Below are 24,712 nucleotides of genomic sequence, written 5' to 3' on the forward strand. Positions count from 1 at the left end.
GGCTACGCTCGCGCAGATGATGATCGAACCGATGCAGTCCTCGGACTGGCCGGAAGTCGCACACATCTACACAGAGGGGATCGCCACCGGAAACGCAACGTTCGAGGTCGAAGCTCCGAGTTGGGCCGACTGGGACGCCGGGCATCTCCAGGAAGGCAGGATCGTTGCCCGGAGTCCGGGCCGGATCGATGGATGGGCGGCCCTCAGCCCGGTCTCCGACCGGTGTGCCTATGGCGGAGTCGCCGAGGTGAGCGTCTACGTGGCGGTCGAAGCCCAGACTCGTGGCATTGGCAGAGCGCTCCTAGAACGGCTGATCACCGAATCCGAACGGGCCGGTATATGGATGCTCCAGGCAGGGATCTTCCCGGAGAACCGGGCTTCGATTGCGCTGCATCAGACCTGTGGATTTCGCATCGTCGGGACAAGAGAAAGACTCGGTCAGATGAACGGCCGCTGGCGCGATGTGACCCTGCTCGAGCGTCGGAGCGCAGTCGTCGGGGTATAGAACGAGAGGCCGGTCCGGAGGGGCGGGGCGCCCTTCTACTTGTAGCGCCAGACGATGCGACCGCGAGTCGGGTCGTATGCAGAGAGTTCCACGTCGACGCGATCGCCGGGCAGGATCCGGATGTAGCGTCCACGCCGCATCTTCCCGGCAGCGCGAGCAAGCACCTCGAGGCCACCATCGACCTCGACGCGAAAGGTGGCATTGGGAAGCGTCTCAACGACGACACCCTGCACCCGAATTACATCATCCTGCTTGGCCACGAGGCTCCTTGGATTACCGACTGCCCAGAAGCGTACATGGTGAACGGTCTATTCGGAATTCGAGGCACCGGCGATCGATACCGCCGCCGCCGGGGTTCTGACCCAGGAGTCTGAGTTCCGGCGAGGCAGCAACCACAACTTGCGACGAATGCACCGACCTACGGGCGAATGAACGTGAGCTGAAGCTCAATCTGCCCGTGGTCTTCCACCCCGACGAGGACGGGGGCGGATGGCAGGTCGATGCCGAAGTCGCCGTAGGTGACGTCCACGCTTCCCACCACCACGATTCGCTCACCGACCAGCTGCGCTTCGAGCTGGATCTCGACGGGTCGGGTCGTTCCGTGCAGGGTCAGATCACCGATTGCGGTGACGTTGACGGGGACGCCTTCGGTCGGAACCGAGCCAAGCTCGATTGGTTGGGTCAGTCGAAACGAGGCCGTCGGGAAAGCCCCGGTCTCGAGAGCTCGCTGCCGCATTGCCCCGTCACGACGATTGTCATCGGACCGGAGCGACGACATATCGACCTCGATGCCGACTGCGGTCAGTGTTGATCCTTCGAGCTCGAGCGAACCGGTCACGGCACTAGTTCGGCCGACTGCCTCGGTGACGCCGATCCCCACCAGTTCCTCGCCGACCCGGTATCCGGCAAACGAAGCGTCGTCTGCGAGCACGGTCCACGTTCCATCCAGTCCGGCATCGACTGCTTCCTCGAGGAGGGTCGTTTCTGAAACGGTAGTCGGGTCGGTTGCGGCTTCGACCGCGTCGCTGAGCGAGACGGGGTCAGGGTTGTCCGACCGCAAGAAGAAGAACCACAGCGCCGCCATCCCGACTACCGCGACGCCGGCAAGCACTATCCATCTTTTCACCATCAGGTCCCTCCCTCAATTCCGGCTGGTAATAATACGGGCTTGTCGGTCGTAGGGTTCGCATGACCGCTCGCTGGCTAGGGAGCAACGCCTCCGCCGCCGGGCCCGCCACCGCCGCCGGGACGGAAGCCCGATTCGCCGAAGATGTCACGGCAGACTTCGTCGGCCGCCAGGAAGACGGGATCGTCGCGATCCTCGAGACCACCGAAGATCCCGCCACCTCCGCCTTGTCCGGAGCCGGGCTGGAATCCGCTGAGATCTGGATCCGCCATCTCATATCCGTTCTCGCGCATGCATGACGCATATTCCAGGAGCATGTCCTGGAACTCGGTCGTGTTTCGCTGCTCGAATCCGAGTGTCACGCCTTCGAGAAAACCCGAACACGCCTCACGGGCAGCCTGCATAGCGTCCCGGTCGCCATCCTCTGCCGGGCGCGGCATACGCAGCTGACCATCGGCTCCGACCTCCGGGTCGTCGACTTCCATTCCTTCGTCCCGGAGGCATTGGGTGAAGGCCAGGAGCGCGGTTTCTCGATCGACCTCTTCGTCGACGACGGGATCGACGATGTCATCTGTGGCAGTCGCGGTTAGCGAGGCAACCTCATCGCCTGCGCTCCCCGACGAACAGGCCGCGGTCACCAGAGAGATGCCGACGACAACCAATAACAAACGCCGCACTGGATTCAGACTCCTTGTTGTATCTGCCGAGTATGGCCCGGAGCCCTAAACCTAGGGTGAAGGCGAACTGAAGAATCGATGAGAAAGCTCGCTCACCGTTTTCTCATCTTGCTCTCAAACAGTTCATACAACCCGCTCGTACCGTGTCCCCATGCAATCCCCAATCGGCCATACTGATGCCATGCGTGTACTTGTCGTGGAGGATGACGCTCAAGTTCGGTCGGCTTTGTCAAGAGCCCTCAACTTCGAGGGTTACGACGTCGACACCGCCAACGATGGAGCGGATGCGCTCGAACGGGTTCTCAAAACGACGCCGGACGCCATCGTTCTGGATGTCATGATGCCGCATGTCGATGGTCTCGAAGCCACCAGACGGCTCCGGGCGCGCGGCGACACGACTCCTATCCTGCTGCTCACGGCCAGGCACGAAGTGTCCGACCGGGTGGCCGGTCTCGATGCCGGCGCCGATGACTATCTGGTCAAACCGTTTGCCCTCGAGGAGTTGCTGGCTCGCCTCCGTGCACTGCTGCGTCGATCCGAACCGGAAACCAATGAGATCATGAAGGTGGGAGACCTGACGCTTGACCCTGCTACCCGTCTGGTGAAGCGTGGGGACACACCGATCGAACTAACCAAGACCGAGTTCCAGCTACTCGAGCTCCTGATGTTCAACGAAGGCATCGTGCTGACGCGTGAAACTATCTACGAACGCATCTGGGGTTTCGATTTCGGGACGTCGTCGAACTCCCTCGACGTGTACGTCGGCTACCTCCGACGAAAGACCGAACCGGACGGCGCCCCTCGCCTGATTCAGACTGTGCGGGGTGTCGGCTATGTGATCCGGGACGTATGAGCCTTCGCCTCCGCCTCACGCTCTTTGTTGCCGGAGCCGCCGCGGTAGCGGTCGCGGCGGTGGCAACCGCGGCCTACCTCTCTGCTGCCGATGAGGTATACGGCGAGGTCGATGCGTTCCTTGAACAGCGTATCGGGTTCCTCGGCGCATTCAGTCTCTTCGATGGAGGCGCAGGTGATCCGCTCCGGCTGGCCGACGACCCGATCATGGGCATGGGCATGGGCATCGGTGGTCGCGGCTCCCGATTCGTCCAACCCGACTCAGTCGTGCAGATCCTCTCCGCAGACGGGACCATCTTCGCCACGTCGGGCCCGCTCCCCGTCGATGACGTCGATCGGGAGGTTCTCGGCGGGGAGCGACAGGCAACCATCCACACGGTCGACGTGGACGGCGAGCAGTATCGCATCATCACCGCCCCGTTCACCATCCCCACCGTCGGCGACCATCCGCTCGGAGCCGTGCAGGTGGGCCGTTCGTTGACCGAGGCACTCGCCGTCCTCGACGGCATGCGCTTCAAGATGTTCGCTACCGGCGCGCTCGGCGTCGCAATCGCCGCCCTGGCCGGTTGGCTGATCGCCGGCCGTGCACTGCGACCGGTCGGCGAGCTCACCGCGGCCGCAGAGCACGTGGCGGCCACGCAGGATCTCGAGTCGCCGATCGCCGTCGTGCAGGAAGATGAGATCGGACGCCTGGCGAAGTCCTTCAACTCGATGCTCGGCGCGCTGGCAGACTCGAAGCGGCAGCAGCAGCAGCTCGTGGCCGACGCCGGGCATGAGCTGCGGACGCCTCTGACCAGCCTCCGGACGAATATCGAACTCCTGGCCCGGGCCACCAGCCTTCCCGCCGACCAACGGCGCGAGCTGCTGGATGACGCGACGACTGAACTCGAAGAGCTCTCCGAGCTGGTCGGGGAACTCGTCGACCTCGCCGCCGATCGGCCCGTCGACGAACCTCTCTCCGACGTGCGACTCGACCAGATCGTTGAATCTGTCGCAAAGCGTGCACAGCGACGGTGGGACCGGCAGGTGAACGTCGACAGCGAGCCAACCGTTCTGCGAGCCCGAATGGGAGGAGTCGAGCGTGCCGTCTCCAACCTCATCGAGAACGCCGTCAAGTGGGGGCCGCCCGGCACGCCGGTCGAGGTTGTCCAGCGCCGCGGACTCGTGACTGTCCGCGATCACGGACCCGGGATCGAGGCGTCCGACCAGACCAGGGTGTTCGATCGCTTCTACCGGGCGACGGCGGCCCGGACGATGCCGGGCTCCGGCCTCGGCCTGGCCATCGTGCGCCAGATCGCACAGGAGCATGGCGGTACGGTTAGCGCGGCAAACGCTCCCGACGGAGGCGCGGTCGTGGGTTTCGAACTCCCCGAAGCTGAACCAGTAGGCAGCGGGCAGTAGGCACTGCTCTCTCATCCACTCCTGGCCACGAGGATGAGGTCTCCCACATTCGTGCCGGTCGGCCCGGTCACGATGACATCACCCACCGTAGAGAGATACGAGTAGCTGTCGTTCCTGGCCAGGAAGTCCGCAGCATCGAGACCGTGCACCACCCCACGCTCGACCGTCCACCCGTCGGCGAACGCACCTGCCGCTTCCGTCACTCCGTCTATGCCGTCGGTTCCGGCAGACAGCAGCACCAGATCGCTGCTACCCGCCAGCTCAGCGGCGGCCGCCAAGGCCAGTTCCTGATTGCGGCCCCCTCGGCCGTCCCCGGCTACCGTGACGGTCGTCTCGCCTGCATAGATCAGCAACTCCCCCGGGCGGAGTTCCCGGGCGGCTCCGACGATTTCGACGGCGACCTCACGCGCTTCGCCGGTGACGGTGGCTGAGACCAACTCCGGTTCCCACCCGAGTTTTCGGGCGGCCTCGGCTGCCCCTTCCGCAGCCCTGGTTGCATCGGCAATGATGGCGATGGTCTGGCGATCGAGTCCGACCCCCTCGACCGGCGTTTCGGGAACCCTCCCCTCTTCACCGGCGGTCAAATGCTCGAGCACAGGCACCGGCACTCGCCCGGCTACGCCGTAGCGATCGAGGACCGCGGCCGCCTCCCTATAGGTCGAGTGATCCGGCACGGTTGGTCCGGAGGCGATGATCTCGAGGTCGTTGCCGACGACGTCGGAGATCACCAGAGTGAGGACCACACCTGCACCGGCCGCCGCCTCGATCAGACGCCCCCCGCTGACTGCCGACAGATGTTTCCTGACCGTGTTGAGGTCTCCAATGGAGGCGCTGCTGCGAAGAAGCAGGGAGGTGGTGGCGGCCAGATCGCTCAACTTCAACCCGCCGGCAGGCATCGTCAGCAACGAAGACCCTCCGCCGGAGATAGCAACCATCACGAGATCGTTCGGTCCGGCCCCCCTCGCCAGATCGAGGAGTTCGGTGGCTGCTGCCACGCTGCGTTCATCGGGAACGGGATGGCTTCCTTCCACGACTCGCAACCCGGGAACCGCTCCAACCTGGTTGGTAACGACGATACCCTCGACCCGCATCCCATCGACCGCGCGGATGATCCCCCTGGCCATCGGGACGGACGCTTTCCCGAAGGCGAGCACCAGACACCGGTCGATCGCAGCTAGCTCGACCGGCCGTCCGGCCAGTGTCAAGCGGTCCTCATCCCGTTGAAGCGCAGCGAGAACCGCCGCCTCTGGATCGACGGCGTCGAGAGCGCCGGCGAAGACGCGCATGAGGCTCCCGCGCCGGCCCGGATCATTGGCAATCGCGCGCCGGTCGAACGCGCCTCCAGTCATAGGCCCGGCGCCGCCCGACTCACATAACCGGCGACCATGGCCTGCAAGTACCGCTGCGAATGGTCGTATCCGCGCAGCGCTCGGGTAACGGTGTAGTTGATCACTCGCGTGACCCAGAGACGAAAAAGGAGCGCCTCCCATTCGGCATCGCCTGGAACAAACTGCTCGAGGAGGACCTCGTAGGTGTCGTGCCAGGCTTCTTCGTCCATGAAGAGGAAGGTCGGGCGCAGGCGGTTCGTGAGCATTCCATCGCGTACAACCACAGGGAAGTGTTCGAGGAGGCCAACCTGGCCCTCGGTCCAATCCCCACTGAGAAGCCGCAACGTCACCTCGAGGTTGTAGCCGACCTCCTCGGTGATCGAAGCCGGGACGGCATCCGTCGCCTCGACCTGGTGGGGCACCGCCCCGGCGATCTGCTGACCGGCGAGGCTCTGCATCGCAGAGAAACACTCAACCAGCATGGCGCGCAGATCAGTGAGGCCGCCGTACAAGGCGTGCGCCTTGCCCTGCGATATGTAGGTCTCGTACAAGGAGAAACCCGCCTGCACGGTCGAGAACGTATACAGCGTGTCGATGCCCCAGTCGCTCTGGGCCTGCACTCGATCATTTGCGATAAGAGCTTCCACCACCGGACGCGTGAACAGGAGTTCGCCACCGAGCGGCTGCTCGACTCTCGGGAGGTCGGAGCCGGGCCACAACAAGGCGAACCCGGTCCTGGTCACCATCCAGGTGATCATTGCATCGGTGCTCGAACGGGGAAAGAAATGCCGCACGACGTCGTACCCGAGATCGGCTCCCCTCTCTGCTTGCGTGATCCACTCCGGGCCGAAACTGGTGATGTCGGCGTCGTAGAAATGCAGGCGATCGGCGCTGGTCTCCGTGAGGAAGTAGCGGAGCGCGGTGTTCATCCCGTCGCCCTTGCCGGGTCGTTTGGACCCGATCCGCGCCTGGAGGATCAGGTCGAGGGGGGTCGAAGTCGCTGCTGAGATCGCGCTGCGGGCCGCCTCAACCGCCGCGAACGTGGACTCCGCTTCAGCGCCCACCGCCAGAACCAGGTCCACTGCAGGATGGGAGGCGGCGATCCGGAGGTTGTTCAGAACCACCTCGGGATCTTCAACCCTGAACGGAAACACGACGAGGCTCATAACGGGGCCCAACCTACTCGTGATGAGCGCTGTGGGTGTTCTCGGTGTTGCCAATTGGCAATTGGCAATTGGCCACGTGCCATACGCGGTGTCAATAAGAACGTTCGACGCGATAGAACCCAACACCCAGAACCTATAACGCCGACCCGCGACTAGAAAGCCGCGAAAATATTCTCTAGATCCAGTTCGTATCCCGGACGGCGATCGCCCATAATCTGAAACGTGACTCAGGTGTCAACTTCAGCCGTCACCGCTCCCCCCACCGCCCGTGGCCGGGCGACAAGGCAAGCGATCCTCGATGCAGCAGAAGAGGTTTTCGGGGAGCTTTCGTTCGACCGGGCCTCCGTCGCTGAGATCACCCGCCGTGCCGGAGTCGCGCAAGGGACGTTCTACGTCTACTTTCCCGACAAGAAGGCAGCCTTCAGCGAGCTGGTCCGCCACCTCAATCACACGTTGCGGGAGACAATCGCCAGGTCCGTGGGGGAACTCACCGATCGCCGGGAAATCGAACGAGCCGGCTTCCGGGCCTTCTTCGACTACGTGCGGGACCATCGTTCGCTGTACATGGTCGTCAGGGAGGCCGAGTTCGTCGACCCCGCCGTCTACCGCTGGCACTACGACACCCTCGGCGACGGATACGTCCGCGGCCTCGAACAGGCGAAAACGATTGGCCAGCTCCCGGCCTCGCTGCATTCGGAGACGATTGCCCACCTCTTGATGGGCATCGCCGAGTTCATGGGAGCCCGCTACGTCCTTCGAGCGGATGCAGATCTATCAGAGGACGTCTTCGAACAGGTCATGGCATTCATCGACCGGGGCCTCGGCTACCTGGAAGGAGGCAGATCGTGACCGTTCCGATTCTCCCCGGGATCCGAGCCGAAACTCTTGCCACCCGGCGACTCACCACCAGGGTGCTATTCAGCGGACCCGTTGAAGGCGAGCCCATCCTCTTCCTGCACGGAAACTTGTCATCCGCCACGTGGTGGGAAACCACCATGCTCCGGATTCCTCAACGGTTCCGGGTCATCGCCCCGGACCAGCGGGGATTCGGTGGCGCCGACCCGACCGCCACGATCGACGCGACGAATGGCCTCGGAGATCTCGTTGACGACGCGCTGGCGCTGCTCGACCATCTGGGCATCGATGCGGCTCACGTCGTCGGCAACTCAATGGGAGGCGGCGTCGTGTGGCGCCTGATGGCAGAGGCCCCCGATCGAATGCGCACTGTGACACTCGTGTCGCCCGGATCACCGTACGGCTTCGGAGGGACGAAGGGCGAAGACGGCGAACCTTGCTGGAGCGACTTCTCCGGATCGGGTGGCGGGCTCATCAATCCGCAACTCGTCGAACGTCTGCGATCGGCAGACTCCGGTCTGGAAAGCCCCTTCTCGCCGCGCAACGCGTTGCGCACACTCATCGTCGCACCCGGGTCGGTTCCCGAGAACGAGGACGCCCTTGTTGGTGCCATGCTGTCCACACACCTCGGAGAGCAGCACTACCCGGGTGACATGACCCCGAGCGGCAACTGGCCGTTCGCGGCGCCGGGAACGATGGGCGTCAACAATGCGCTTTCGCCGAAGTACACCGGCGATCTCGTCCACCGACTCCTTTCTGCCGAACCCAAACCGCCGGTCGCCTGGATTCGAGGCGAACTCGACAAGGTCGTCGCAGACAATGCCCTCGGCGACCCGGGAACGCTGGGCGCACTCGGCCTCATCCCCGGTTGGCCGGGAGCAGACATCTATCCGTCCCAGCCGATGCTCGCCCAGACGCGACGCGTCCTCGACCGCTATCGAGCGGCAGGCGGCTCTTACACCGAAACCATCATCGAGGGAGCGGCGCACGTGCCCTTCATCGAGGATCCAACCACATTCGATGCCGTGTTCCACGCGCACATCGACAACACAGGAGGAAACGACACATGAAGAGAACAGCCTGGCGCATCCCCGCGCTCCTGGTCGTTATGGCCTTGGTCTTCGCTGCTTGCAGCGGGACCGAAGACACAACGACCACCGAGCAGCAATCGACCACCCAGACGACGCTGGCCGACATGGTCACCGAGACCACAATGGCCGACGACACGACCGAGACGACGATGGCGGATGCCATGCTGGGCGTGACCTGCGATGAGCCCATCGTTGTCGGCGTAGTCACCGACCTCACCGGCCCGCTGGCAATCTACGGCGCCCACATCAACCGAGGAGTGCCAATCGGGTTCGCCTACGCCACCGGCGGCGAGGTTGGCTCCGGACTGGAACAGAGCTACATGGTCGACGACTGCGAGGTCCAGGTGATCTTCAAGGACGACCAGAGCAATCCCGAATTGACTGCAACGGCAGGCCGGGAACTGATCGAGATCGAGGGCGCCGACATCATCATCGGCACGGTCAGCTCCGGCGCCACCGCCGGCTTGCAGAGCCTGGCACTCGAGAACGACATCATCTTGATTGCCGCACCTGCGGCTGCCAACGACATCACCGGCAAGGACTTCAATGAGAACACCTTCCGGGCGAGTCGCAACAACTACCAGGATGCCATGGCGATCTGTGATCAGTTCGTCAACGTCGATGGATACGAGACGTTCGTCCAGATCGCTCCCGACTACTCGTTCGGATACGGCGGCGCCGCCGGTTACAAGGATGCCTGCACCTTCGAAGGTGGCGAGTTCATCGCCGACGATGTGTTCGCTCCGGCCGATACGACCGACTTCACCTCCTTCCTGGAGCCGCTGGCCGATACCGACGCCGACGCCTTCCTGGTCACCTGGGCCGGCGGCGGCTTCGTGCCGTTGCTGCAAGGCGCCCTGGACCTCGGCGTCGTCGACGCCGACACCGTCCTCGGTTCGCCGTTCGTCGACAACGTGGTCATGCCGGCGTTCTTCGCCAACGCGATCGGCTCGACGGCCTCGATCATCTACCACTACACGGCCCCCGACAATGCCATCAACGACTACCTGATCGAGAAGGACGCCGAACTCGGCGCCATTCCCGACCTGTTCGATGCCGACGGCATGAACGCCGCGATCATGACGGTCGAGGCCATCAGGGCGACACATGGGGCGGTAGATGCCGATTCGTTGCGCGCCGCGCTCGAAGGCATGGAGTTCGAAGGTCCCAAGGGCACCATCAACATCAGGGCTGAGGACCATGTTGCCGTCCAGGACATGTACATCGTCAAGCTCTTGAACATCGACGACCCCGAGTTCAAGTACTACGAATACGTGGGAACAGTTCGGCCCGAGCCGCCCTGCTTGCTCGAAGGCGACAACCTCGCACGATGCGGGGATCTGCCGGCCGGCAGTCTTACCGGTAGCTGAGTCACGATCGGGTGGGGCGGCTTCGGCCGCCCCACCCTCAATGGCGTAACGATGAGCGATGTCATCCTCGAAACACGGAACCTGCGCCGGGAGTTCGGCGCACTGGTGGCCGTCGACGACATGTCGATCTCGATCGAAGCGGGTTCCCTGCATTCGATCATCGGGCCGAACGGCGCAGGCAAGACCACCTTCTTCAACCTGGTGAGCGGAACGCTTCGCCCCACCAGCGGACGTGTGTTCCTCAGAGGCGACGACATCACAGACCTGCCCTCCCACCGGACAATCCATCGGGGCATCGGCAGGTCGTTTCAGATCACGAATCTCTTTCCGAATCTCACAGTGTTCGAAAACGTCCGCCTCGCCGCCCAGGCGATGGGAAGCGACAGCCTCAGGTTCTTTCGCTCGCACAGGAAGTTCAGCAGGTACCTCGAGCGGACCAACGAGGTGCTCGAACAAGTGGGACTATCCGACAAGGCCCTGCAACCGGCAGGGACATTGCCCCACGGCGATCAACGCAAACTCGAACTCGGCATGATCCTCGCCCCGGACCCTGAGGTCTTGATGCTCGACGAGCCAACGGCCGGGATGGCGTCCGAGCAGGTGCCCGAGCTCATGGCATTGGTTCAATCCATCCAGGCGTCCGGTCGCAAGACTGTTGTGCTCGTCGAGCACAACATGAACGTGGTGATGTCGGTCTCGGACCGCATCACCGTCATGCATCAGGGTGCCCTGCTGGCAGAGGGTTCCCCGACTGAAATCTCGGCAGACGAACGAGTCCAGACCGCCTACCTCGGCGAGCTCTACAAAGAGCAGGGAGGCCGCCCGTGAGCCTGCTCGAAGTTACTGAAGCCCACACATTCATTGGTCAATACCACATTCTCGAAGGCGTATCGCTGGACGTACCGGCCGGGGACATCGTTGCGCTGCTAGGGCGCAACGGAGCGGGCAAGACCACCACGCTCAAGACCATCCTCGGCCTGACGCCGGCCCGTTCAGGCTCGATCCATTTCGATGGGCAAGACATCACCAACCGGCGCAGTTTCGACGTTGCCAATCTGGGAATCGGCTACGTCCCGGAGCACCGGGCGATCTTCGCCGACCTCAGCGTTGAGCAGAACTTGCGCATCGCCGAGCGCGCCAAGGGCGAACTCGACCAACGGGAGGAGCTGATATTCGGCCTATTCCCAGACCTGAAACGTCTCATTCGCCTGCCGGGCACCAACCTCTCGGGCGGACAACAACAGATGCTCGCCGTCGCCAGGGCCCTCGTCCCGGACAATCGACTCCTGCTGATCGACGAACCGAGCGAGGGCCTCGCCCCCGTCATCATCGAGCAGATGATGCACGCCATCACCCGCCTCTCGGAGCACTCCACCGTGCTGCTCGTCGAGCAGAACTTCATCGTCGCCAGCCGCCTCGCCCAGCACTACGTGATCATCGAAGAGGGCAAGTCGGTGAAAGCCGGCTCAATGGCCGATCTGGTCGACGACGACGAAACGATCAAGCGATACCTGGGGGCGGCGTGAAGAGGCTCGCTGTGTCTCCAGTAGCTAGTAGCCGGTACCCCGGCGGTGTCGCATGACGGCCGACACCCGCACTTCGTCTCCGGCCCGCCGCCGCTCTGACTGGTTCAGGCAGCATCGCACGCGGGTCACCACGCTGGCGATCCTCGTCTTCCTGCTCCTCGCCGCCATGTCGGGTCTCGAGCGCGACGACTGGTTCTCGACGATCATGCAGGGGCTATCCGTCGGCGCCATCACGTTCCTGGTTGCCTCCGGGCTCTCGCTCATCTTCGGGTTGATGGACGTACTCAACCTTGCCCACGGTGAGCTGTTCATGCTCGGTGCGTACGTGGGATGGACGGTTTACACGCGGTTCGACACGGTCGTCGACGTTCTGGTACCCCTCCTGGTCCTGGCCGCCCCCTTCACCCTTCTGCCGCTCTGGCGCCGCCTGGCCGTCACCATCGGAACGACACCGCTCCGCCGGCGCTGGGGTGGTTTGGGACTGCTGGCCTCAGGAGGGGTCATTGCCTGGCTCTCTGTGACTCGCTTTCCGCTCGTCATCTGGGATCCAGGGAACTTCGCGATGAGTCCGAGCAACTACTCGGTCCAGATCGACCTCGGAACGCTCGCTCCCCTCCCCGCCGGCTCTTTCGGATGGCCCGCCGCCGTCGTCATACCGGCAACACTGGTCGGAGGGGCACTGCTGGCGCTCGGATTCAACGTGCTCCGGAACCAGGTCAGCGTACACATGACCGTCGACCGCAAGCATTTGGCCGGGTTCGGCACACTCCTGGTGTCCTCAATCGTCCTCCTGGCGGTCAAGGGACCGCTCAACGACTGGGTGTTCGGACTGAGCACGACCTGGCGATTCTTCCTGGCGATGATCGTCTCCGTCTCCCTGGGCGCAATGGCAGGGGCCCTCATCGAGGTGGCGCTCATCCGCCCGCTATACGACCGTCCGATCTACCAGCTGATGGTGACTCTTGGAGTGGGATTCATCCTCATCGAGTTGGTGCGCGAGGTGTGGGGTCGGCCCGAGTTCACAATGAGCCGGCCGGCCGCCTTCAACGGCACGGGACCTGGTTGTCCCGGAGAAGGCGTGGGCGGGTTCTTCAGCGGATGCTCGACTCTCGAGGCGTTCGGAAGCAGGCTCCGGGTCTATAACGAGGGGTTCGTTGTCCTCGCCGGCATCGTCGTACTGGTGGGCGTGACCCTGCTGCTTAGAAGAACTCGTATCGGCATGATCATTCGCGCCGGGGTTCAGGATCCGGAAATGGTCGAAGCGCTCGGCATCAACGTGCGCAGGGTGTTCACACTCGTGTTCGCCCTCGGTTCCGGCCTGGCCGCATTCGGAGGTGTCCTGGCCGCACCCTCGATAGGGCTCAGCACCGGCATGGGGGCAGTGTTCCTCCTCTCCGCCATCGTGGCACTGGCCATTGGTGGTCTGACCAGCTTCCCGGGGGCGGCGGCCGGCGCCGTGCTGGTCGGGTTGCTCCAGCAGATCATCATTCGCTACGGACAGTCGGGCATCAACCTGCCGTTCCTGGATGAGCCGTTCAAGCCTTCCCCGACACTCATTCCGGCTGCGGCGATCCTGCTGATGGTCATCGTGTTGCTGGCACTCCCGGCCGGCTTGTTCGGGAGGAGCGAAAGATGACCGCGTCAAAGCCGGAGGCAACGCTCGAGGCGGGAGCAGGGCTGCCAACGACCGTGCGCGACTGGCTGGCGTACCGGCGGGGACTCCTGATCGTCACGGGGCTGATGGTGCTCTTCCCCTTCGTGATCTCACTCGTCGTGGATGGCCGGGGCATCGGCTCGGTGCTGGCCAATGACCAAGGCAACGCCCTCTTCTTGCAGGGCCTCGCCATCGAGATCTTCATCCTTTCCCTCTATGCGTTGAGCTACGACCTCATTCTCGGAGTCACCGGTTTGCTGTCGTTCGGGCACGCCATGTTCTTCGCAGTGGGCGCCTACACATTCGGCATCATGCTGAAGACGTTCGAAATGGGGTGGCCCGCAGCTCTCCTCGTGGTGCTGACGGCCGCCGTGCTGCAGGCATTGCTGTTCGGAGTGGTGCTTCCTCGCGTGAAGGGGATCACGTTCGCCCTGGTCACGCTGGGCATAGCCTCTATGTTCTGGATCGTGATCCAGTCCAGCGACCTCTCCGACTACGCCGGCGCCGAGATCGGCCTTCAGGGGGTGCCTGCTCCTGCTCGGTTCCTCGATAGCACCAATGAGCGATTCATCTTCTACCTGATCACGCTGGCCCTTGTGGTGCTGGTCTACCTGTTGTACACGCGGATCGCCGACTCGCCGCTCGGCAAGGTCGCCAATGCGATCCGCGACAACGAGGACCGTGCCCTGATGCTCGGATACAACACCCTCTGGTTCAAACTGGTCGTACTGGTGGTTGCCTCGATGACGGCGGCGCTGGCCGGCACGATCCACACGATCCACCAGCCGATCGTGACGCCCAACGTGGCCGGCCTCGGCTACACAGTCACTGCTTTGCTGGTCATCCTCATCGGCGGGGTCGGCACCATCAGTGGAGCCGTCGTCGGCGCCGCCGTATTCAGATTGCTCCAGTACTTCCTCGACCGTTGGTTCGGCGGTGCCTCCGACTTGTTGATCGGAATCGCCTATGTCCTGTTGGTCCTCTACCTGCCGTACGGGATCGTCGGGACGTGGAGGGTGAAGCGCTTGCAGATTACGAGCGGCCGGAAACGCCTGGCCGCGCTCTTCCGGTCCTAGGAGGTTAGATGCCTATCAACACACTTCTGACCCGGCACACCGCCTACTACCCGGACAAATTGGCGGTCGTGTTTGATGATCACCGACTGACCTTCTCGGAGTTCAACGCCCGCGTCAACCGCCTCGCCAACGCCCTGGCTGGTCTGGGCTTGAGGAAGGGCGACAAGGTTGCCACGATTCTCGGAAATTCCCTCGAGGTCCTCGAGGTATATCAAGCCGTCGCCAAGACCGGCATGGTGGTGGTACCGCTCAGCCCGCTGCTGCGCGGCGAGGGCCTGTCGAACCTCATAAACGACTCCGACTCCGTGGCCGTTATCAGCCAGGCCGACTTGGCTCCGCACCTCGACGAAGTGCGCGAAGTCCTTACGGCCGTGCCGGACGACCGTTTCCTCTTGATCGACGCGGAACTGCCGGGATTCCGGTCGTATCAAACGCTGACCGATCTCGCCTCCGACGCCGAACCTCCGGGGGTCACGATCGACCGGGACGACACATACAACATCATCTATAGCTCCGGCACCACCGGCCTTCCCAAGGGGATCGTCCACACGCACCAGATTCGCGAGGCCTACTGCACGGGCTTCGCCTCGTCATACCGGATCAAACCGGAGAGCGTCGTGCTGCACTCCGGGTCGCTCGTATTCAATGGCGCCTTCCTAACTCTGATGCCGGCCTTCTACCTCGGTTGTACCTACGTGCTGCATCCGTCATTCGACGCCCGCCGGATGATCGACTCGATGGCCTCCGAGGGTGTGACCCACGTCATGCTGGTGCCTTCCCAGATAATCGACCTCCTTGCGCACGACGACTTCAATGAGGACCACCTCCCGAACCTCGAGATGATCGGATCGGTCGGTGCACCACTACTGCTCGAGCACAAACAAGAACTGGCCCGTCGCCTACCGAACCGGTTCTCCGAGCTCTACGGACTGACCGAGGGGTTCGTGACGATCCTCGATCGCGACGACTACGAGTCGAAACCCGGCTCGGTCGGGATCCCGCCCCCGCTCTACGAGATGCGGATCATCGACGATCAGGGCAACGACCTCCCCGCCGGCGAAGTCGGCGAGATCATCGGGCGCGGCCCGATCACCATGCCCGGCTACTACAAGCGGCCCGATCTCACCGCAGAGGCGATCAAGGATGGCTGGCTCTACTCGGGTGATCTCGGCTACGTGGACGAGGATGGTTTCTTGTTCCTCGTCGATCGCAAGAAGGACCTCATCATCTCCGGCGGAGTGAACGTGTATCCGCGCGATATCGAGGAGATCATCGTACAGCATCCCGACGTTACCGATGTAGCCGTATTCGGCGTTCCCCACGCGCGCTGGGGCGAGACACCCATCGCCGCCGTCGTGTTGATGGCGGGCTCGGCTGCCTCAGCCGATGACGTGCGCGACTGGGTGAACGAACGCGTTTCGGCACGCTTCCAGAAGGTGAGCGAGGTCCTGGTGCTCGATGCCTTCCCCCGCAGCGTGGCCGGGAAGACGCTGCGGCGCATCATCAAACAGGACTACGTCGAGGAGTCGCCATGACCGACCGCTACGTCGAGACGAACGGCATTCGACTTCACTACCTCGAATACGGTGCAGGAGATCAAACGCTGATACTCACCCACGGCCTGACGGCCAACGCCCATTCGTTCGACGGACTGATCCAGTCGGGACTCGCAGACGGTCTGCGCGTTATCTCCATCGACCTGCGTGGCCGCGGGGAGAGCGACAAGCCGGAGACCGGATACACAATGGCCGACCACGCGACCGACCTTCTTGGCATGTTCGATGCCATGGGCCTCGACCGCGTGACGCTGGGAGGGCATTCGTTTGGCGGTCTGCTCACCTACTACCTGGCCGCCAACCACCCGGATCGGGTCGACCGATGCATCCTGCTAGACGCCCCGGCAGAAGTCCACGAGGGCATCCTCGACCAGATCAAACCGTCGTTGGATCGGCTCGAAATGGTCCTCCCGTCCTGGGAGCACTACCTCGACCTCATCAAGTCCATGCCCTACTACGACGGATGGTGGGATCCGACGATCGAGGCCTTCTACCGGGCAGACGTTCAGGACAACGCAGACGGAACCGTGCAGGCGAGATCGCATCCCGGGCACATCCGGCAGGCGGTCGAAGGCACACTGGTGGTCGACTGGCCCCAACTGGTTTCGACCATTCACCAGCCAACACTGTTTCTGCGGGCCACCGACCCGTTCGGTCCGCCCGGCGCTCTGCCGATCGTTCCCGAAGACCAGGGGAAGGCCACCATCGAGCGCATCCGCAACAGCCGCCTCGAGTCGATCCCCGGAAATCACATCACCTACCTATTCGGTTCGAGCGCCCCCTTGCTGGTTGCTGCCATCCGGGAATTCTTGGAGCAGGCGTGACGCCGGTCAACATCGTCGATGTAGCCGCCTGGTTGCCGGAACGGTGGATGACGGCTGCCGAAATCGGAGAACGCTCGGGAATCGACGAGCAGATCATCGTCGAGCGTTTCGGACTCGACGGCAAACATATCGCCGGCCCGGAAGATCACAACTCCGATATGAGCGCCCGGGCGGGATTGCTGGCACTGGCGAGAGCCGGCATTGCTCCGGAAGAGGTCGACGTCGTCGCCTACTTCGGGTCGATGTGGCGTGACTACGAAGTCTGGTCGGTCAGCCCGAAGATCATGCACCTGGTCGGAGCAACGAACGCTTGGGCGTTCGAAATGGCGAACGTGTCGTGTGGTGCTCCCGTTGCGTTGAAGGTGGCCGCCGATTTCCTACGGGGCGCCGAAGATGTTGACACGATGCTGCTGGTGGGAGCCAGTCGCGAGTCTCACCTCCTGGATTACACAAACCAGCGCTCGAGGTTCATGTTCAACTTTGGCGACGGCGGTGCCGCGGCGGTGCTGTCGAAATCACGACCGGGCCATCCGATCATCTCCTCGGCGATCATCACCGACGGGCAGTTCGCCGACGACGTCGCGGTCTATGCCGGAGGCAGCAAACACCCGGCCACCCACGCGACGATCGACGCCGGCATGCACTACCTCGACGTCGGGGACCCGGTCTCGATGAAGGAGCGCCTCGACCCGGTCTCCGGACCGAACTTCATCAAGGTCGCCGGGCAGGCACTCGAGCGAGCGGGCATCACTTCCGGAGATCTTGCGCTGATGGTGCCCTTGCACTTCAAGCGCTCGTTTCTCGACTGGGTGCTGGAGGAACTCGACATACCGGAGGACAAGACGGTGTATCTCAGAACAACCGGACACATGTCCGGCATCGATCCGATCGTCGGATTGAACGAGCGGCGGGAGCATCTGCAGCCCGGTGACTATGTTCTCTTGATCTCGGCGGGAACCGGATATACGTGGGCGGCGAACGTGGTGAGGTGGTAGCGATGGCAGTACCGGCATACGATTGGATCGGCTTCCATGCCGGCATCCGCCCACAGGCGGTAGCGCTGATCGACGACTACACCGGCAAGCGCCACACCTTCGCACAACTCGACGATCGAGTGAGGAGCATGGCGGCATGGTTGGCCGGGAAGGGCGTCGGCGAGGGCGACCGGGTGGCGTTCCTCTCCGGCAACACGATCGACATCTTCGAAGTGCTGTTCGCCTGTGCCCATTTGAAGGCGATCATCGTCCCGCTCAACTGGCGGCTGGCAGTGCCCGAGTTGCAGTTCATCATCGGTGACTGCCGCCCTCAGCTTCTCATCTACGAGGACCAATTCCAGGAGGCAGTCGATCAACTCGTGGTGCCAACACACCTGCGACTGGGCGACGACTACGAGGCGGCGCTCGCCGGCGCCGACCCCGCCACCGCTCCCCCGGTGACGGCGACCCACGACGATCCGCTGGCGATCATGTACACATCCGGGACGACCGGCCACCCCAAGGGCGCCTTGATCACCCACCGGATGTTCTTCTACAACGCCATCAACATCGGCGACGCCGTCGGCCTCACCTACAAGTCCACGAATCTCAACGTGTTGCCAACCTTCCATACAGGAGGCTTGAACCTCTACACGACACCGTGCTTACGACTGGGCGGTTCGTCGGTCAACCTCCGCGAGTTCGACCCCGAGCGGTTGCTGCACTGGCTGACGTCCGGCGAGATCACCCACTTCTTCGGCGTTCCGGCCGTGTATCAGTTCCTGGCGGAGTACGAAGGTTGGGAAACGGCCGATCTGTCCAAGGTGGAGTCCTGGGCGTGCGGTGGCTCGGCGATGCCGGTGACCTTGTTGGAGCGCTATGCGGCGCGCGGCATCCACATCCGGCAGGGCATGGGGCTGACGGAAACCAGCCCGACGCTGTTCTTGACCGACGAAGAACATGCACTATCCAAGGCCGGATCGGTTGGCAAGCCGGTCTTGCACACCGCGATCCGCGTGGTCGACGAGGAGGGCACGGACGTTCCGACCGGAGACATCGGCGAACTCTGGGCAAAGGGGCCGAACGTGACGCCCGGCTACTGGGAAAGGCCTGAGGCAAACCGTGAGTCGTTCACAGACGGCTGGCTGCACACCGGCGACGCGGCCAGGATCGACGAGGACGGCTACGTCTACATCGTCGATCGGTGGAAGGACATGTACATCTCGGGCGGCGAGAATGTGTACCCAGCCGAAGTCGAGCAAACCCTGTTCCGGCACGACAACGTCCTGGACGTTGCAGTGATAGGTGTGCAGGACGAGCGCTGGGGCGAGTCCGGTTTGGCGGTGGTCGTGCCCCGCAACCCGGATGCATTCGATCCCGCAGACATCATCCACTTCTGCGACGACAAACTGGCCCGCTACAAGATCCCGAAGCGGGCAGTGGCGGTGGACGAGTTGCCCCGCAATGCAGCCGGAAAGGTCTTGAAGCGCCAACTCCGCCAAGAGCTGGGGTAGGAAGAGGTACTGGGTTCTAGGTACTACTGGCGAACCGCCAGGGCATCGTTCCCACATTTCCGCCAGGGCATCGTTCCCACTTTGGATGATTCTCCCAATCGATATGGGAGGGTCAGATGGGCGAGTTCGAGTCCGAAGAGGCGCGACGGGCAGAAGCGTTGCGGCTGGTCACCGAGGAAGGCTGGTCGGTCACGGCTGCAGCCGCGGTAATTGGCCGGTCGCGTCGCTGGCTGTCGAAATGGGCCGCTCGGTTCAACGCCGGTGAGGGACTATCGGAGCGGTCTCGAGCGTCTTCGACCTCGTTCCAGTCGTCCTCTGGCGAGCTTGTCGATGTGGTGTTGGAGTATCGGCGTCGACTCGAAACCGATCCGGTGTCATCGGTGGGTGGGTTGTCGATCCTGGCGGCGATGGAACGCGACGGGCTCACCGGGTTGCCGTCGGTGCGGTCGATCGAACGGATCCTCACCCGAGCCGGGATGACCCACCCGAAAACCAAGAAGACGTCACGGTCGACGGTTCCGATCCTGCCGTTACCCCAGGTCGGTCACCTCCCAGGTGTGTGGCATCAGAGCGACTGGATCCAGGATCGCTATCTCGAGGGCGGGATCAGATACAACTCGATCCAACTCGTCGACATGGGATCAGGGGGCGGGATCGCCCGTCAATACCGGCATCGCAGCATGACCAGCGTGGCCGAGTTCTGGACCCTGTTTGTGCGTCTCTGCCTGTTCTTCGGGACCGAACCGGTCATCTCGCCGCCCCGAGAGCTGGGATGGACCAACGGGGCGGAGAACTTCAACAACCTCTTCCAAGATCGCACCATCGCCAAACGCCGCTACTCCACTCTTGAGTTGTTGGCCGGCGACACCGACCTGTTCAACCATTGGGCCAACCATCTCCGGCCCCTCCACCCGCCAGCTGTTGCTGGCACCCGCTACCCGGATGTGCTGGTCGACAACTTCCGTGACACACTCAGATGGCCGCCATCGCTGTTCCTCGCCAACCACCAAGACTCCAAAGGCCGTCTTCGGATCCCCCTCACCGACGGGCGGGTCACCTTCCTGCGTCGCGTCCACCAACAAGCCATCACCATCGCGCAACACCGCTGGCCGATCGATCTGCCCGACCACCGCCTCGTCGTCGCATCGATCACCACGAGAGACGCCACCCTCACCCTCCGCCACCAAACCGAAACACTCGCCACCCACACCTACCCGATCCCACACCCCGTCACCAACCCCTACTACCCACCCCACCCCCACAGCATCTACCACCACGCCCAGATGAGAACGATGCCGTGACGGTATAGACGGTCTACACAGGTGAGAACGATCCCGTGGCGGACTGCCACTAGTGGTCCGTCGCGGATTTGGTGACTTGGTCTCCTGCCGGACGATCCCCGCTGTGGCAGGGTTCGTGGCACTGCCTACCCCGGTCATCAAATAGCAGACAGACCACTAGGTACTAGTTGGCGTTTCTCCCTCGCGCAGCGGGGGAGATGCCGAGTCTTCGAGGCAGAGGGGGAGATGCCGAGTCTTCGAGGCAGAGGGGGCACCCAACCAGGGACAAACCGACCCAAGACGAACGCCGACCCTCCCGCCTCGCCGGCCAGCAACAGCCGGCCGCCACTCCCCCCACGAAACCGTGAGGGGAGAACCCGCCCACAACACACCGCACAAACTCGCGTTTCTCCCCCGCGCAGCGGGGGAGATGCCGAGCCTTCGAGGCAGAGGGGGCACCGAAGGCAAGGGCCGTTTCTGCGAGTCGGGTAGGATCTAAGCGAAAGAGCAGCGAGCCGGAGTATCTCCGATCGAGGACGGACCTCGCAGTTCACGCCGACCTCTGTGCGCTCGAGGCCCATGCGACCTACTCGACGTAGATGGTTCCGTCCCTTTCGACGACGCGGCCGCGCCGAAGCGGCAGCACCAGGGTCAGGGCTTTGAAGGCGGTGCCCAAGCCGGGGATCCTGGCGAAGATGCCCTGCGGGCCGCGCACCATCCTGCCGGATTCCACGTTGTACTTGGCACCGTGCCAGGGGCAAACCAGACACCCGGCGTCGTCGATGCTCCCGTGGGCGAGGTCGGCGTAGAGGTGGCGGCATCGGCGACCGACTGCAAACAAAGCATCGGCGTTGCCGACTGCGTAGGGACCGGCGCCCACCACGGTGCCGGGAGGGAGCTCGGAGGCCATCCCCACTTCCATTTCGTCGGACATGGCTGCGCCTCCTCTGCTGGTTCTTCGTGACACCACGACCCTACCCGGCATCGAGGTAGCCGAAGTCGTCGATTCGGATCGAGGCTCCGTTGCGAGTCGAGTGCGATCCGGTCGGCTGCGGGGAATCGGTTCCGGGGACCCGCCGCTCCGCAGCTACTAAATGACCTCGTATTCGAGTTGCACCCAGGAATTCTCATACGCGGTTGACCTGACCAGCCGCAGATCGACGTCGGCGTCGAGGTCGCCAAACAGTGGGATGCCTGTCCCGATGAGGACGGGCAAACGCGTGACGATCATCCGGCGCACGAGACCGGCACGCAAAAAGCTCCGGATGGTTTCGCCTCCATCAACGTAGACATGCTCGATGCCGCGCCGATCGAGTTCCCCGGCTACGGCCTCCGGCGAGAGTCCCAACGGCTCAACCCGTCCCGGGAATCCCGGAAGAAGTTCGAGCCGGCGATTGGTAAGGACCAAGACCGGTGTTTCACCGTACGCCCACTCGCCGGTCGTCATCACGAAGTCGAACGTATTGCGGCCCATGACCAGCGCATCGACGGAGGCCATGAAGGCCTCGAACCCGTAGTCCTCATCGCCCGGGTCGGCCCCGGTCAGCCAGTCGAGTCCACCGTCCTTTCGAGCGATGAACCCGTCGGTGGTGGTCGCGATGAAGACGGAAGCACGCATCAACAACCGACATTAGCGCCAGACGGGTTGGCTCCATCGACTGCAGATGTCCACCGCCTCAATGCCATCTCTGTCACCCACCCGACAATACAGGCAGTTGCGCCGGCTGACGGGGTTCTCACCCATGAAAGGTGCATCTACCAAGGAGGTCCACCGTGGCCATCACCTTCGACAAGTTGATCCGACCGGCCGCCGGAACGGATTACCGGCAACCAACCAGGCACCGCAAGCTCGGGCTCGGCATCGCGGTGCTCGGAGTGGCTCTTGCCACGATCACACTCATCGCCAACTTCGTGGCAGGCGACCTGCTCGCACAGGGCGAAGAGGCTTCGGGCATCCTCGCCTGGTCCTTTGGGCTGACCACGCTCGCCTTCGGAACGGTCAAGTTCGGCGTCGCCATCATCCTGGTCGGCATCGTCGTCCGCCTGTGGCTCCGGGTCGAGTCTGTGGAGGCCGCCCTCCCCGACCTGGTCGGGGCCAACCCATCGACCGAGATCCGGGCGGGCGAAGTCGACACTGACTACGGAGTGGCAACCGTCGCCGCCGGTAGCTCCAACCCGCTCCCCATCCACAGGATGGCTCGCACGCTGTGGGCCCCGATGCTGGCCATGGGGGCTATGGCGGTGATAGCCGGGTTCTTCATCTCGCTGGGATGGGCGAATACCGGGGATACAACCGCCGCTGCCTGGACGCAAGGCCTCCAGTTCCTCGGCGAGGCATTCCTATTGTCCGGCGTGTCGTTCCTGCTGGCATCGATCCTCGGTACCCTCCGGGACGGTGGCGGTCGCATCCAGGAGGGGCTCGGCCTGCCCGTCCTCACCCTCAAGATGCCCATGACAGCCAAGCTCTTCATAGCTCTGATGGCGACCGGGCTGATGCTGGGCATCTTCCAATTCGTTGCCTACCTGGCGCTGGCAGCCAATGGAACAGACGTCGCGGCCGGCTTCGCCTGGCTCGGCCCGATCCGTGAGCTGAGTCTGGGTCTGTTGCTATCCGGCATCGTTCTAGCACTGGCGACCATCGGCAATGCACTCGGCTTCCAACTCAATCGCCTGCGCGAGATCGTCGCGGCGGGCAGGTAGGAGAACCCCATGACCACCACACTCACGACAACCGAATTCAGAATCGATATCACCGACCGGGCGCTGGGGCGCAACCTGCCCCAGGTAGCCGGCAATCGCTTGTGGCGACCGATGCTGGTGATGGCCTTGATGGCCTTCCCGGCCGGCGTCATCCTGGCCGTCATTCGCTCCAACGCCATCGCAACAGGAAGCGACGCTTCGACGATCGCCTCCCTCGGCCACTTCGGACCGGCCGTGATGTTCACCGGCTTCGCCGCGGTGTTCGCCGCGATTTCGTTTGCGATCGCCCGAATCCTCGGCGAGCTCAGGGTGGGCGGCGGACGGCTGCAGGAGTCGACCGGCGCTCAGGTCGAAACGTTGAAGATGCCGTCAACGGCCCGAGCATTCATCGGACTGATGGCAATGAGCATGATGATTCTCCTGGCGGCCATCATCGCCCACTTCGTCATCGGCGCCCGGATCGCTGGTGGGAGCGCATCGGCGCTTGCCACCTCCGAGCAATGGGCGATCTGGCTAGAAGGCATTCGCAGGTTCGGCGTTGCTCTCTATCTGCTCGCCATTGCCTTCGGATTGTCGACCATCATCCATGTGCTGCGATTCCAGTCGATCCGGGTGCGTGAACTGCCACAGGAGGCCCACGCACACCACGGATAGCAACCACCGAGAATCCGCAGTCCGTCGAGAGCGGCCGGGCCAGCCGGGGCTCGGCCGCTCACATTGGCGGCGAATGCTGCAGGTTGTCTACCGTCGTGCCAGAATCCCTCCGACGTCGCGACCCGAGTAGGAGACAGTGACCCAACGCATTCTTGTCATCGACGACGCCCCCGCCACGCTGCGACTCCTCGAGATCGCGCTGGGCCGGGAGGGGTACGAAGTGCTCACCGAGGTCGACGGAGAGTCGGGCCTGGCCGCCAGCTTCGAGCAGATCCCGGACCTCATCATCCTGGACATCGCTCTGCCCGATCTCGACGGTTGGGAAATCCTCGCACGACTGCGCGACGACGAGCGGACGACGGAGATTCCGGTACTGATCATGTCGGCGCACGATCACGACGCCATCAGCGGGAGGGCCGACGTCACCAACGCCTCTGCTTTCATCGGCAAACCGTTCGCTCCCGCCCACCTTCGCACGCAGGTACGACGTCTGCTCGATCTCGACGCCTAATGGGGGTCTACGGGGCTTCTGCGGTTGTGGGAGTCTTGTGGCTGAGCCTGCTGGCCGGTGAGCACTGCCGGC

General features: G+C 63.4%; 26 protein-coding genes and 1 pseudogene. 20 read left to right on the forward strand and 7 right to left on the reverse strand.

The annotated features are described in order from the left end of the window. The first annotated feature begins 16 nt into the window (after positions 1-16). Positions 17-505, forward strand: a complete 489-nt coding sequence (locus tag P1T08_07415) for a GNAT family N-acetyltransferase (protein ID MDF1595909.1) — start codon at positions 17-19, stop codon at positions 503-505. Between the two features lie 35 nt (positions 506-540). On the opposite strand, the gene infA is transcribed toward P1T08_07415, so the two are convergent. The 3 genes from infA to P1T08_07430 all read right to left on the reverse strand — a co-directional run bounded on the left by infA (position 541) and on the right by P1T08_07430 (position 2,308). Continuing rightward, positions 541-765, reverse strand: a complete 225-nt coding sequence (gene infA / locus P1T08_07420; protein MDF1595910.1) for a translation initiation factor IF-1 — start codon at positions 763-765, stop codon at positions 541-543. Positions 766-923: 158 nt separating this feature from the next. Continuing rightward, positions 924-1,634, reverse strand: a complete 711-nt coding sequence (locus P1T08_07425) for a YceI family protein (GenBank protein MDF1595911.1) — start codon at positions 1,632-1,634, stop codon at positions 924-926. 74 nt (positions 1,635-1,708) lie between these two features. After that, positions 1,709-2,308 carry a hypothetical protein gene (locus tag P1T08_07430; GenBank protein MDF1595912.1) on the reverse strand — a complete coding sequence of 200 codons (600 nt, stop codon included), beginning with the start codon at positions 2,306-2,308 and terminating at the stop codon, positions 1,709-1,711. Positions 2,309-2,489: 181 nt separating this feature from the next. Between P1T08_07430 and P1T08_07435 the strand changes: the two genes are divergently transcribed. Beyond that, positions 2,490-3,161: a response regulator transcription factor gene (locus P1T08_07435; protein ID MDF1595913.1), complete on the forward strand. Its 672-nt coding sequence runs from the start codon at positions 2,490-2,492 to the stop codon at positions 3,159-3,161. Beyond that, entirely contained in the window at positions 3,158-4,561 is a 1,404-nt protein-coding gene (locus tag P1T08_07440) for a HAMP domain-containing sensor histidine kinase (protein ID MDF1595914.1), read from the forward strand. Before P1T08_07435 ends, P1T08_07440 begins: the two co-directional genes overlap by 4 nt. 11 nt (positions 4,562-4,572) lie before the next feature. Here the strand turns inward: P1T08_07440 and P1T08_07445 are convergent, their stop codons facing one another. Both P1T08_07445 and P1T08_07450 read right to left on the reverse strand, forming a co-directional pair. After that, positions 4,573-5,910 carry a DUF4147 domain-containing protein gene (locus P1T08_07445; protein ID MDF1595915.1) on the reverse strand — a complete coding sequence of 446 codons (1,338 nt, stop codon included), beginning with the start codon at positions 5,908-5,910 and terminating at the stop codon, positions 4,573-4,575. Then, complete coding sequence (locus P1T08_07450) at positions 5,907-7,055, reverse strand: hypothetical protein (protein ID MDF1595916.1); 1,149 nt, start codon at positions 7,053-7,055, stop codon at positions 5,907-5,909. Before P1T08_07450 ends, P1T08_07445 begins: the two co-directional genes overlap by 4 nt. A 222-nt stretch (positions 7,056-7,277) precedes the next feature. Here P1T08_07450 and P1T08_07455 point away from each other — a divergent pair, with 222 nt between their 5' ends. The 13 genes and pseudogenes from P1T08_07455 to P1T08_07515 all read left to right on the forward strand — a co-directional run bounded on the left by P1T08_07455 (position 7,278) and on the right by P1T08_07515 (position 20,796). Then, positions 7,278-7,904 carry a TetR/AcrR family transcriptional regulator gene (locus P1T08_07455; protein ID MDF1595917.1) on the forward strand — a complete coding sequence of 209 codons (627 nt, stop codon included), beginning with the start codon at positions 7,278-7,280 and terminating at the stop codon, positions 7,902-7,904. After that, a complete protein-coding gene (locus P1T08_07460; GenBank protein MDF1595918.1) occupies positions 7,901-8,980 on the forward strand; it encodes an alpha/beta hydrolase in 1,080 nt (359 codons plus the stop codon). Before P1T08_07455 ends, P1T08_07460 begins: the two co-directional genes overlap by 4 nt. Then, entirely contained in the window at positions 8,977-10,371 is a 1,395-nt protein-coding gene (locus tag P1T08_07465) for an ABC transporter substrate-binding protein (GenBank protein MDF1595919.1), read from the forward strand. The genes P1T08_07460 and P1T08_07465 overlap by 4 nt, the downstream gene beginning before the upstream one ends. A 51-nt stretch (positions 10,372-10,422) precedes the next feature. Further along, a complete protein-coding gene (locus P1T08_07470) occupies positions 10,423-11,199 on the forward strand; it encodes an ABC transporter ATP-binding protein (protein ID MDF1595920.1) in 777 nt (258 codons plus the stop codon). After that, positions 11,196-11,897: an ABC transporter ATP-binding protein gene (locus tag P1T08_07475; protein MDF1595921.1), complete on the forward strand. Its 702-nt coding sequence runs from the start codon at positions 11,196-11,198 to the stop codon at positions 11,895-11,897. The genes P1T08_07470 and P1T08_07475 overlap by 4 nt, the downstream gene beginning before the upstream one ends. Positions 11,898-12,063: 166 nt before the next feature. Next, positions 12,064-12,282, forward strand: a pseudogene (locus P1T08_07480) (hypothetical protein). 342 nt (positions 12,283-12,624) lie between these two features. After that, positions 12,625-13,533, forward strand: coding sequence for a branched-chain amino acid ABC transporter permease (locus tag P1T08_07485; protein ID MDF1595922.1), 909 nt, complete (start codon positions 12,625-12,627; stop codon positions 13,531-13,533). Continuing rightward, positions 13,530-14,627, forward strand: a complete 1,098-nt coding sequence (locus P1T08_07490; protein ID MDF1595923.1) for a branched-chain amino acid ABC transporter permease — start codon at positions 13,530-13,532, stop codon at positions 14,625-14,627. The genes P1T08_07485 and P1T08_07490 overlap by 4 nt, the downstream gene beginning before the upstream one ends. Before the next feature lie 8 nt (positions 14,628-14,635). After that, entirely contained in the window at positions 14,636-16,162 is a 1,527-nt protein-coding gene (locus P1T08_07495; GenBank protein MDF1595924.1) for a class I adenylate-forming enzyme family protein, read from the forward strand. After that, a complete protein-coding gene (locus P1T08_07500; protein MDF1595925.1) occupies positions 16,159-17,007 on the forward strand; it encodes an alpha/beta hydrolase in 849 nt (282 codons plus the stop codon). The genes P1T08_07495 and P1T08_07500 overlap by 4 nt, the downstream gene beginning before the upstream one ends. Beyond that, positions 17,004-18,002, forward strand: a complete 999-nt coding sequence (locus P1T08_07505; GenBank protein MDF1595926.1) for a 3-oxoacyl-ACP synthase — start codon at positions 17,004-17,006, stop codon at positions 18,000-18,002. Before P1T08_07500 ends, P1T08_07505 begins: the two co-directional genes overlap by 4 nt. A gap of 2 nt (positions 18,003-18,004) precedes the next feature. Beyond that, complete coding sequence (locus tag P1T08_07510; protein ID MDF1595927.1) at positions 18,005-19,495, forward strand: long-chain fatty acid--CoA ligase; 1,491 nt, start codon at positions 18,005-18,007, stop codon at positions 19,493-19,495. A gap of 116 nt (positions 19,496-19,611) precedes the next feature. Further along, the gene (locus P1T08_07515; GenBank protein MDF1595928.1) at positions 19,612-20,796 is read left to right on the forward strand and encodes a helix-turn-helix domain-containing protein; all 1,185 of its coding nucleotides are present in this window, start codon (positions 19,612-19,614) and stop codon (positions 20,794-20,796) included. A 565-nt stretch (positions 20,797-21,361) separates the two neighbouring features. Here the strand turns inward: P1T08_07515 and P1T08_07520 are convergent. Next, positions 21,362-21,709, reverse strand: a complete 348-nt coding sequence (locus tag P1T08_07520; protein ID MDF1595929.1) for a Rieske 2Fe-2S domain-containing protein — start codon at positions 21,707-21,709, stop codon at positions 21,362-21,364. On the opposite strand from P1T08_07520, the gene P1T08_07525 reads away from it, so the two are divergent. After that, complete coding sequence (locus P1T08_07525; protein MDF1595930.1) at positions 21,708-21,869, forward strand: hypothetical protein; 162 nt, start codon at positions 21,708-21,710, stop codon at positions 21,867-21,869. The two genes, P1T08_07520 and P1T08_07525, sit on opposite strands and share 2 nt — an antisense overlap. Here the strand turns inward: P1T08_07525 and P1T08_07530 are convergent. Continuing rightward, complete coding sequence (locus tag P1T08_07530; protein ID MDF1595931.1) at positions 21,866-22,393, reverse strand: dihydrofolate reductase family protein; 528 nt, start codon at positions 22,391-22,393, stop codon at positions 21,866-21,868. The two genes, P1T08_07525 and P1T08_07530, sit on opposite strands and share 4 nt — an antisense overlap. 155 nt (positions 22,394-22,548) lie before the next feature. Here P1T08_07530 and P1T08_07535 point away from each other — a divergent pair, with 155 nt between their 5' ends. The 3 genes from P1T08_07535 (at position 22,549) to P1T08_07545 (ending at position 24,640) form a co-directional block, all read left to right on the forward strand. Then, positions 22,549-23,475: a hypothetical protein gene (locus P1T08_07535; GenBank protein ID MDF1595932.1), complete on the forward strand. Its 927-nt coding sequence runs from the start codon at positions 22,549-22,551 to the stop codon at positions 23,473-23,475. Between the two features lie 9 nt (positions 23,476-23,484). Continuing rightward, entirely contained in the window at positions 23,485-24,129 is a 645-nt protein-coding gene (locus tag P1T08_07540; GenBank protein ID MDF1595933.1) for a hypothetical protein, read from the forward strand. Positions 24,130-24,265: 136 nt separating this feature from the next. Next, positions 24,266-24,640, forward strand: a complete 375-nt coding sequence (locus P1T08_07545; GenBank protein ID MDF1595934.1) for a response regulator — start codon at positions 24,266-24,268, stop codon at positions 24,638-24,640. The last annotated feature ends 72 nt before the right edge of the window (positions 24,641-24,712 follow it).

The organism is Acidimicrobiia bacterium, from assembly GCA_029210695.1.
GTDB lineage: Bacteria > Actinomycetota > Acidimicrobiia > Spongiisociales > JAHEDJ01 > JAHEDJ01.